Raw genomic sequence first — 9,761 nt, 5'->3', positions numbered from 1 at the left:
AAGCTCGCTCATGCCACATGCTTGCGGTAGAAGGCCCAGGCGTCGCCGATCATGGCCTGGAGGGTGTTCTTCTCGGGCACCCAGCCCAGTTCGTCGCGGGCGCGGGCCGACGAGGCCACCAGGGTCGCGGGGTCGCCGTCACGGCGGGGTGCGATCTCGACCGGGATCGCGGCGCCGGTGACCTCGCGGGCCGCCTCGACGACCTGCCTGTTGGAGAAGCCGTTGCCGTTGCCCAGGTTGTAGATCTTGTGTTCGCCGGCCACCGCCGCCTCCAGCGCCAGCAGGTGGGCGCGGGCGAGGTCCTGGACGTGGATGTAGTCGCGGACGCAGGTGCCGTCGGAGGTGGGGTAGTCGTCGCCGAACAGCTGCAGCTTCTCGCGCTTGCCGGCGGCGGCCTGCAGGGTGATCGGGATGAGGTGGGTCTCCGGGTCGTGCCGCTCGCCGATCTCGTGCTCGCCGCTGATGTAGGCGCCCGCGACGTTGAAGTAGCGCAGCGAGACGGCGGCCAGGCCGTGTGCGAACGTCTCGGAGGTCAGTGCCAGGTCGAAGGTCAGCTTGGTGGACCCGTACGTGCTGGTCGGCGCCTTGATCGAGGACTCGGTGATCGGCAGCTCGACCGGGTTGCCGTAGACCGCGGCGGTGGATGAGAAGATCACCCGCGGCACCTTCGCGGCCCGGATCGCGTCGAGCAGCGCGAGTGACTTGATCACGTTCTCGTGCCAGTAGAGCTCGGGCTTGGCCATCGACTCACCGGCGGCGATGAGCCCGGCGAAGTGCAGCACGGCGTCGAAGCCCGCCTCCGGCGTCAGGACCCGGGCGGCGTCGGCGATGTCCGCCTCGACGAAGGTGGCGTCGGGGGCCACCGCCTCGCGGAAGCCGGTGCGCAGGTTGTCGAGCACGACGACCTCGTGTCCGGCGTCCAGCAGCAGCCTGCTGGTCACGCTGCCGACGTAGCCGGCGCCTCCGGTGACGAGCAATTTCACGACTAAGGCCTTTCGTCAGGTTCGGATGACCAAGCGATCATAGAATTGTCCAAAAACGCTCATAAGTCAACAGGTTCGAACATCGGCGGAACCCGGTGGGGGATTCGCGGTTCCCGGCCCGAGACTGACACAATGGCGCCCATGTCCGACGTTGCCCGCCGCCCGCGTGTGCTCTCCGGCATTCAGCCGACCGCCGATTCCTTCCACCTCGGCAACTACCTCGGTGCCGTGCGCAACTGGGTGGCCATGCAGGACACGCACGACGCCTTCTACTGTGTCGTCGACCTGCACGCGATCACCATGGGGCACGACCCGGCCGCTCTGCGTAACCGTACTCGCGTTTCCGTGGCCCAGCTTCTCGCCCTCGGGCTGGACCCGGAGCGCTGCACACTCTTCGTCCAGTCGCACGTGCCCGAGCACGCCCAGCTGGGCTGGGTGCTGAGCTGCATCACCGGTTTCGGCGAGGCCAGCCGGATGGTGCAGTTCAAGGACAAGTCGGCGAAAGCGGGCCAGGACAGCACGTCCGTCGGCCTCTTCACGTACCCCATCCTCCAGGCCGCCGACATTCTGCTCTACCAGGCCGACCAGGTTCCGGTCGGGGAGGACCAGCGGCAGCACCTGGAGCTCACCCGGGACCTGGCTCAGCGCTTCAACAGCCGGTTCGGCGACACCTTCACCGTGCCGTCGGCGTTCATCGTCAAGGACACCGCGAAGATCACCGATCTCCAGGACCCGACGAGCAAGATGTCGAAGTCGGCCTCCTCGCCGAACGGCATCATCGAGCTGCTCGAGGACCCCGCCCGCTCGGCCAAGAAGATCAAGTCGGCGGTCACCGACACCGGTCGCGAGATCCTCTACGACGAGGAGAACAAGCCGGGCGTCAGCAACCTGCTGACCATCTATGCCGCGCTGACCATGCGGACCATAGACGAACTGCTCGAGGAGTACGACGGACGCGGCTACGGCGACCTGAAGAAGGATCTCGCCGAGGTGCTCGTGGAGTTCGTCAAGCCGGTCCAGGAGCGCACCCGGGCGTACCTCGACGACCCCGGCCACCTCGACAAGATCCTCGCCGTCGGCGCCGAGAAGGCCCGGGCCGTCTCCGCCGCCACTCTGGCCACCGCATACCGGAACGTGGGTTTCGTCAGCCCCTCCCGCGAGGCCTGAACCGTGTCCGACCCCGCCCGCACGCGGATCGGCGTGGCGATCGACATCCCGGAGCCCTGGGGCTCGGCGCTGACCCGCCGGCGGGCGGAGGCCGGCGACCCGCAGGCCGCCTACACGCCGGCGCACGTCACGCTCCTCGGGCCGACCGAGGTGGCCGCCGACGCGCTGCCGGCCGTGGAGAAGCACCTGGAGGCCATCGCCTCGGCGCAGCCGCCGTTCACCATCCACCTCCGCGGTACCGGCACCTTCCGGCCGATCACCGAGGTGGTTTTCGTGACCCTGGCAATGGGCATCAGTGAGTGTGAGCTGCTGGCGGAAGCGATCACCCGCTCGGAGGACGTCCGGCGGGACACTCGCTTTCCGTACCACCCGCACGTCACGGTGGCCCAGGACGTGTCGGCCGACGCCCTGGACGCCGTCTTCGAGGAACTGGCCGGGTTCTCGGCGCGTTTCGAGGTCTCCTCTTTCACCCTCTTCTCGCACGGCGGGGAGGGACCTTGGCGGCCACGCCGGGACTTCCCCCTCGGTGGCTGACGCATCGGTTACGGTCGCCCGGTGAATCCGATCGACCGGGCGTACGACGCGGCCGAAGCCCGCATCATGGCGCTCCGTTACCGGTCGCCCTACTTCGACCACCTGTGCCGGACGATCCTGCGCTATGAGGACGTCCAAGGTGGCCGGCTGGCCGCGGCGATCGCCTACTACGGCTTCTTCGCCATCTTCGCCTTGCTGCTCATCGGCTACTCGGTCTTCGGGCTCCTGCTCACCAACAACACCGAACTGTTCGACCTGGTCCGCGAGTTCCTCGGTGAGAACCTCCCGTTCCTCGACGTGCAGGCCATCCTGGACAGCAAGAAGACCGTCGGCATCGTCGGCATCCTCGGCCTGACCTTCACCGGCATCGGCTGGGTCGAGTCGATCCGCTCCTCCCAGCGGCTCATCTGGCAACTGCGCGAGCAGCCGGGCTACATCGGCGTACGCCAGGTCGTCGACCTGGCCGTGCTGATCGGCGTCCTGCTCCTGCTCGCCCTCTCGCAGCTCGCCGTCTACGGCCTGGAGCGGCTGCTGCACTGGCTGGCCGGTGGCGGCTTCACCGCGTTCCTGTCGGTGGTGAGCCTGATCCTCACCCTCGGTGTGAACATGCTGTTGGCCGCGGCGCTGCTGGCGGCGGTGCCCCGGCTGCGGATGACCGCGCGGCGGATGGCGCCGCCGGTGCTCCAGGTCGGTATCGGGATCATGCTGCTCAACACCGTCGGCAAGTCGTTCGTCGCGGTGGTCGAGCGCAATCCGGCGTACGGCCTGGTCGGTTCCGCGGTCGGAGCGCTCGTCTACCTGTACGTCTTCAACCAGCTGCTGCTGTTCGGGGCGGCCTGGGCGGCGACCAGCCCACACGGTCGCGTGGTTGACCTCTCGGCCGACGATAAAACCGCCCCCGTAGGACAAAACACCTGGATCCGCCACGCCCGCCCGCGATGATGAGCCGGTGGGCACTCTCGTCACGCTGCACCTGCCACCCGGCTCACCGCTCGCCGGCCTGCCGTGGGTCGTCACGATCGGCTCGCTCGGGGATCAGGAGGGCTGGGATCCGCTGGTCTGCGGGCCGTACGAGCGGGAGCACGCCCTGGCGCTGGCCCGGGCGGTGGTCATCGACGACGACCTGATGGCGGTCGTGGAGCCGATGCTGGCGCTGGACGGTGTGGCAGCGATCCGCAAGGAGATCGAGCAGGTCCGGGCCACCGCGCTCGACGACGGCGACGACACCGTGGCCGAGCCGATCACCTCGTCCGGGGCGGCGGTCGGTGATCCGCCCGAGCCGGCCGAGGTCCGGGCCGCCTGGCGCCGGATGGCCACGCGGCTGGCCGGCTGACCGCGCTGGAATACTGGCCCGGTGGTGATCACTCGGCGGTGGGCGGCGTTCCTCATCCTGGTCGGCGTCTGGACCTGGGTCATCTGGCCGCGGTTCGGCGTCGCCATCTACAACGACGACCGCTCGTTCTCCGGCGGTACGCCGACCTCGTTCCTCTGGGTGCACGCGCTCCTGATCGCCGCCTCGCTGATTCTCGGCAGCGCGGTGGGAGTCCTCGGCGTCCGTGCCTGGCGGGCGGCGGGACGCTGATTTTTCCGGCGGTAATAACGTTTTCCACAACAGAGAGTGATCTGCGTCCCGATTCCGGACCGTACAACGTGACACAAAAACGCCTTGTACGGCGGCTGGGATTGCAACCAGGTAACGGTGCGCGAACAGTCCGGAACGATCCCCTGACGAGGCGTTTAGGCGACGCTACGCTGCCGACCTGAGCTTCACCGTGCGGATTCGGTGAGCAGTGGAAGGAGGGCGTCTTGCGCCCAGTACGTGGGAAGCGGATCCTGGCGATTCTCGCGGCAGGTGGGCTGACGCTCGCTGCCGCTGCCTGTGGTGACGCCCCGGAAGAGACCACCCCTGGTAGCGGCAGCAGCAGCGCCGCCACCGCCGCATACAAGGCCTGCATGGTCACCGACACCGGCGGCATCGACGACAAGTCGTTCAACGCGTCCGCCTGGGCCGGCCTGGAGGCTGCGAAGGCCGAGACCGGCACCGTCGAGACCAAGGTCACGGCGTCCTCGTCGGAGGCCGACTACGAGCCCGGCCTGCGCGGCTTCGTGAGCCAGAAGTGCAACTTCACCCTCGCGGTCGGCGGCCTGATGGGCGACGTCACCAAGAAGGTGGCGGGGGAGAGCCTCGACTCGCAGTTCGGCATCGTCGACAGCGGCAGCACCGGGCCGAACGTGTACCCGATGCAGTTCGCCACGCACCAGGCGGCGTTCCTCGCCGGCTACCTGGCCGCGGGTTACTCGAAGTCCGGCAAGGTCGCGACCTACGGCGGTCTGAAGATCCCGCCGGTCACCATCTTCATGGACGGCTTCGCCGACGGTGTCGCGCACTACAGCACCACCAAGGGCAAGAAGGTCGAGGTCATCGGCTGGGACAAGAAGGCGCAGAACGGCACCTTCGCCGAGAGCTTCATCGACCAGAACAAGGGCAAGACCATCACGCAGACCCTGGTCTCCCAGGGCGCTGACGTGGTCATGCCGGTCGCCGGCGGCACCGGCCTGGGCACCGCGCAGGTGGCCAAGGACTCGGCCGGCAAGCTCTCGGTCATCTGGGTCGACCAGGACGGCTGCAAGAGCGCCGAGCAGTACTGCGACGTCTTCCTGACCACCGTGGTCAAGAACATCCAGGACGCGGTCAAGCAGGCCGTGGTCAAGGGCGCGAAGGGCGAGCCGCTCGCCGCGACCCCCGGCTACCTCGGCACCCTGGAGAACGAGGGCGTCTCGCTCGCGCCGTACAACCAGTTCGAGTCGAAGGTCGACGCCGCCCTCAAGGGCGAGGTCGAGAAGCTCAAGGCGGACGTCGCCGCGGGCACCGTGAAGGTCGAGTCGGCCAGCGCGCCGGCCTGATCAATCGGTAGGTAGCATCTGGCCGCCGCCCGGCCGCAGGCTCTAACCTGCGGCCGAGCGGCGGCTCGCATTGAACCGCCCACCAGGCACATAACCGACGTCGGGGAGATTCCGCTGAAACTGGAACTGCGCGGCATCACCAAGCGCTTCGGCGACCTGGTGGCCAACGACCACATCGACATCACCGTCGAGCCCGGCGAGGTGCACGCCCTCCTCGGCGAGAACGGCGCGGGCAAGTCGACCCTGATGAACCAGCTCTACGGCCTGCTGCAGGCCGACGAGGGCGAGATCATCGTCAACGACGAGCCGAAGATCTTCCGCAGCCCGCGGGACGCCATCGCGGCCGGCATCGGCATGGTCCACCAGCACTTCATGCTGGTGCCCGTCTTCACCGTCGCGGAGAACATCGCGCTCGGCCACGAGGAGATCCGCGGCGGCCCGCTCGGCTGGCTCGACCGCCGCCGCTCCCGCAAGGACGTCATCGAGACCTCCCAGCGGTACGGCCTGCCGGTCGACCCGGACGCCCTGGTGGAGGACCTGCCGGTCGGCGCCCAGCAGCGGGTGGAGATCGTCAAGGCGCTGACCCGCGACGTCGACCTGCTGATCCTCGACGAGCCGACCGCGGTGCTGACGCCGCAGGAGACCGACGAGCTGCTCGCCGTGATGCGCTCGCTCACCGAGCTCGGCAAGTCGATCGTCTTCATCACCCACAAGCTCAAAGAGGTCAAGTCGATCGCCGACCGGATCACCGTGATCCGGCGCGGCAAGGTCGTCGGTACGGCCACCCCGCAGACCAGCGAGGACGAGCTCGCCTCCCTGATGGTCGGCCGGGCGGTCAACCTCGAGGTCACGAAGGCTCCCGCCGAGCCCGGCCGCAACGTCCTCACGATCTCCGGCCTGGTCGTCGACGACGACCGTGGCGTCCGCGCGGTCGACGGCCTCGACCTGGTGGTGCGCGCCGGAGAGGTGCTCGGCATCGCCGGTGTCCAGGGCAACGGCCAGGAGGAACTGGTCGAGGCCGTGATGGGCCTGCGTGAGGTGCGCGCCGGAACGGTCGAGGTGGACGACGAGGACCTCGCCGGCATGAGCACCAAGAAGATCCTGCGCTCCGGTGTCGGCTACATCCCCGAGGACCGCAGCCACGACGGTGTGGTGAAGGAGTTCTCGGTCGCCGAGAACCTCGTCCTGGACATGTACGACCGCGCGCCCTACGGCAACGCGTTCCGCCTCAACCCCGGCAAGGTCGCCGAGTCGGCCCGGGAACGGGTCGCCCAGTTCGACATCCGCTGCCAGTCGCCGGAGACCCCGGTCGGCACCCTGTCCGGCGGCAACCAGCAGAAGGTCGTGGTGGCCCGGGAGATGTCCCGCCCGCTGCGCCTGTTCATCGCGTCGCAGCCCACCCGCGGTGTGGACGTCGGCTCGATCGAGTTCATCCACGGCCGGATCGTCCACGAGCGCGACCAGGGCACCGCCGTTCTCGTGGTCTCCAGCGAGCTGGACGAGGTCGTCGGCCTGGCGGACCGGATCGCGGTGATGTACCGCGGCCGCATCCTGGCCATCGTCTCCCCGGACACCCCCCGCGAGGAGATCGGTCTGCTGATGGCCGGCATCACCGGCGGAGAAGAGGAAGCCAAGTGAGCGCCGAAGCCACCACCGGGGAGGCGCCGGCCCCGCCGCGGAAACCGGACGAGGAGTCCTTCCTCAGTGTCTTCACCCGCAACCTGTGGTCGGCGAACACGGTCACCGTCACGTTCCTGTCGATCTTCCTGGCCGTCCTGATCGGTGCCGTCCTCATCGTCGTCTCCGACTCGGCGGTGCTGGCGAAGTTCACCTACTTCACCGCCCGGCCGAGCGACGCGCTGTCGGCGAGCTGGGATCTGGTGGTCACCGCCTACAGCGACCTGCTCAAGGGTGCGCTCGGTGACCCGGAGGCGTACTCGGCCTGGTTCTCCGGCACCGGCACCTGGCAGGAGGCGCTCGCGCCGCTCTCCGAGACGCTCACCTACGCGGCGCCGCTGGTCTTCACCGGTCTCTCGGTGGCGCTCGCGTTCCGCGGCGGCCTGTTCAACATCGGCGCCCAGGGCCAGGCGGTGCTCGGCTGCATCACGGCCGGCGTGGTCGGCTTCTCGTTCGGCCTGCCGCTCGTGCTGAACATGCTGGTCGCGCTCCTGGCGGGGGCGATCGGCGGTGCGATCTGGGGCTTCATCCCGGGCATCCTCAAGGCCCGGACCGGGGCGCACGAGGTGATCACGACGATCATGCTGAACTACACGGCGGTCCTGTTCCTGTCCTGGCTGGTGCTGCAGAAGGGCATCCAGGACCCGGAGCGCACCGACGCGATCAGCAAGGCCGTCGCCGAGTCCGCGCAGCTCCCGTCGTTCGGTGGCGTGCTCCGGGTGCACGTGGGCATCCTGTTCGCGCTGGCCGCCACCGCCGGTGTCGCCTGGCTGCTCAACCGTTCCGCCTTCGGCTTCGAGTTGCGGGCCGTGGGTGCGAACCCGCACGCGGCCAAGACCGCGGGCATCAGCCCGGCCCGGACGTACGCGCTGCTGATGGTCGTCGCCGGTGGGCTCGCCGGTCTGGGCGGCGCCACCCAGGTCCTCGGTACGGCACACGCGCTCACCCCCGCCGTGGCCGGCAACATCGGCTTCGACGGCCTGCTGGTGGCCCTGCTCGGCCGCAACAAGCCGTGGAGCACCTTCTTCGCCGCCCTGCTCTTCGGCGCGCTGCGGGCCGGCGGCAACCGGATGCAGTCGTACTCCGGCATCTCGCTGGAGCTGGTCACGGTCCTGCAGGCCCTGATCGTCATCTTCATCGCCGCACCCGCCCTGGTGAAAGCGATCTTCCGACTGCGCGCCGCCCGTAACCTGCGTGCCGGCGTCACCCTGGCGAAGGGCTGAGGACATGTCGACCGCGACAGTGGAGGAGCTGACCGAGGTCGCCGCTCCGGAGCCGTTCTGGACCCGGCAGCGCCGCCTCGGCCTGGCCCTGATCATCATCGGTGGCCTCGCCACCGTGCTGTTCGGCTCGCTCGCACCGAGTGAGTCCGCCCGCTTCACCCTCAGCGAGGACGCCGAGGGCGCCGCCCTCTCCATCAACGGCCAGTTCGGCGCGATCCTCTTCGGCATCCTGGCGGTGGCCGCCGGTGGTGTGCTCTTCGCCGGTCTGGCCAGGCGCCGGCAGACCCTGCTGCTCAGCCTGGGCATCCTCAGCTTCGTCCTGTCCTTCCTCTGCTGGCAGGTGGCTGGCAAGTTCCTGCCGCTCGTGGACACCACGAGCGGCACGCTCCAGCTGGCCCTCCCGCTGATCCTCGGTGCGCTCGCCGGCGTGCTGGGCGAACGCTCCGGCGTGGTCAACGTGGCGATCGAGGGACAGTTCCTGATGGGCGCGTTCGCCGGTGCCCTGATCGGCACGATGGCCGGCAGCGTCTGGGCCGGCCTGATCAGCGCGGCCGTCGGCGGCGTGATCATCGCGGCGATCCTGGCCGTGCTCTCGATCCGCTACCTGGTCGACCAGACCGTCGTCGGCATGGTGCTGAACCTCTTCGCGCTCGGCATCACCGGCTTCCTCTACGAGCGGCTGATGCAGCCCGACGCGCCGGGCTACAACACCCCACCGCAGTTGCCGACCTGGCGCATCCCCGGCCTGGCCGACATCCCGGTGATCGGCCCGGTGCTGTTCGAGGCCAACCTGCTGCTCTGGGTCGCGCTGATCCTGGTCGTGGTCATCCACTTCGGGCTCAACCGGACCCGGTGGGGCCTGCGTACCCGGGCGGTCGGCGAGCACCCCACCGCGGCGGACACCGTCGGCATCCGGGTCCGCGGCCTGCGCTACGTGAACGTGCTGCTCGGCGGCGTCGTCGCCGGCCTCGGCGGCGCCTACTTCACGCTCGTGGCGACCGGCAGCTTCACCAAGAACATGACGGCCGGTGCCGGCTTCATCGCGCTCGCCGCCCTGATCTTCGGCCGGTACTCGCCGTTCGGAGCCCTCGGTGCGGCACTCTTCTTCGGCTTCGCGCAGAAGCTGGCGACCTACCTGAGCGCGGTCGGCAGCCCGGTGCCGAGCCAGTTCCTGAACATGCTGCCCTACCTGGCCACCATCATCGCCGTGGCGGGCCTCGTCGGCCGGGTTCGTGCTCCGGCGGCCGACGGTCTGCCCTACGTCAAGAATTGA

Annotated in this window: 10 protein-coding genes; 9 read left to right on the top strand and 1 reads right to left on the bottom strand. The window is 69.0% G+C overall.

Annotated features, from left to right (window positions below; all coding sequences use genetic code 11):
- Positions 1-8 precede the first annotated feature (8 nt).
- On the bottom strand, positions 9-983 hold the full coding sequence (galE, locus tag ACFQV6_RS04785; protein WP_378026073.1) for a UDP-glucose 4-epimerase GalE: 975 nt from the start codon (positions 981-983) through the stop codon (positions 9-11).
- Positions 984-1,124: 141 nt separating this feature from the next.
- On the opposite strand from galE, the gene trpS reads away from it, so the two are divergent.
- From trpS to ACFQV6_RS04740, 9 genes are all read left to right on the top strand, one after another.
- Entirely contained in the window at positions 1,125-2,150 is a 1,026-nt protein-coding gene (gene trpS / locus ACFQV6_RS04780; RefSeq protein WP_378026072.1) for a tryptophan--tRNA ligase, read from the top strand.
- A 3-nt stretch (positions 2,151-2,153) separates the two neighbouring features.
- A complete protein-coding gene (locus ACFQV6_RS04775) occupies positions 2,154-2,684 on the top strand; it encodes a 2'-5' RNA ligase family protein (protein WP_378026071.1) in 531 nt (176 codons plus the stop codon).
- Between the two features lie 21 nt (positions 2,685-2,705).
- Positions 2,706-3,626, top strand: coding sequence for a YihY/virulence factor BrkB family protein (locus tag ACFQV6_RS04770; RefSeq protein WP_378026070.1), 921 nt, complete (start codon positions 2,706-2,708; stop codon positions 3,624-3,626).
- A 7-nt stretch (positions 3,627-3,633) separates the two neighbouring features.
- Entirely contained in the window at positions 3,634-4,017 is a 384-nt protein-coding gene (locus ACFQV6_RS04765) for a hypothetical protein (protein ID WP_378026069.1), read from the top strand.
- A gap of 21 nt (positions 4,018-4,038) precedes the next feature.
- Positions 4,039-4,266 carry an SCO4848 family membrane protein gene (locus ACFQV6_RS04760; RefSeq protein ID WP_378026068.1) on the top strand — a complete coding sequence of 76 codons (228 nt, stop codon included), beginning with the start codon at positions 4,039-4,041 and terminating at the stop codon, positions 4,264-4,266.
- 224 nt (positions 4,267-4,490) lie between these two features.
- Entirely contained in the window at positions 4,491-5,588 is a 1,098-nt protein-coding gene (locus ACFQV6_RS04755; protein WP_378026067.1) for a BMP family protein, read from the top strand.
- A gap of 159 nt (positions 5,589-5,747) precedes the next feature.
- Positions 5,748-7,226 carry an ABC transporter ATP-binding protein gene (locus ACFQV6_RS04750; protein WP_378026066.1) on the top strand — a complete coding sequence of 493 codons (1,479 nt, stop codon included), beginning with the start codon at positions 5,748-5,750 and terminating at the stop codon, positions 7,224-7,226.
- Positions 7,223-8,488 (top strand): ABC transporter permease, encoded by a 1,266-nt coding sequence (locus ACFQV6_RS04745; RefSeq protein ID WP_378026065.1) that lies wholly within the window; start codon positions 7,223-7,225, stop codon positions 8,486-8,488. The genes ACFQV6_RS04750 and ACFQV6_RS04745 overlap by 4 nt, the downstream gene beginning before the upstream one ends.
- 4 nt (positions 8,489-8,492) lie before the next feature.
- Positions 8,493-9,761, top strand: a complete 1,269-nt coding sequence (locus tag ACFQV6_RS04740; protein ID WP_378026064.1) for an ABC transporter permease — start codon at positions 8,493-8,495, stop codon at positions 9,759-9,761.

The sequence above is a fragment of the Actinoplanes sp. GCM10030250 genome, from assembly GCF_042666575.1.
Taxonomy (GTDB): Bacteria; Actinomycetota; Actinomycetes; order Mycobacteriales; family Micromonosporaceae; genus Actinoplanes.
This window is presented reverse-complemented; position numbering and strand designations above follow the sequence as displayed.

Excerpts from the sequence above, each read along its gene's own strand:
- trpS (WP_378026072.1), top strand. The coding sequence starts at position 1,125 with ATGTCCGACGTTGCCCGCCGCCCGCGTGTGCTCTCCGGCATTCAGCCG.
- ACFQV6_RS04740 (WP_378026064.1), top strand. The coding sequence starts at position 8,493 with ATGTCGACCGCGACAGTGGAGGAGCTGACCGAGGTCGCCGCTCCGGAG.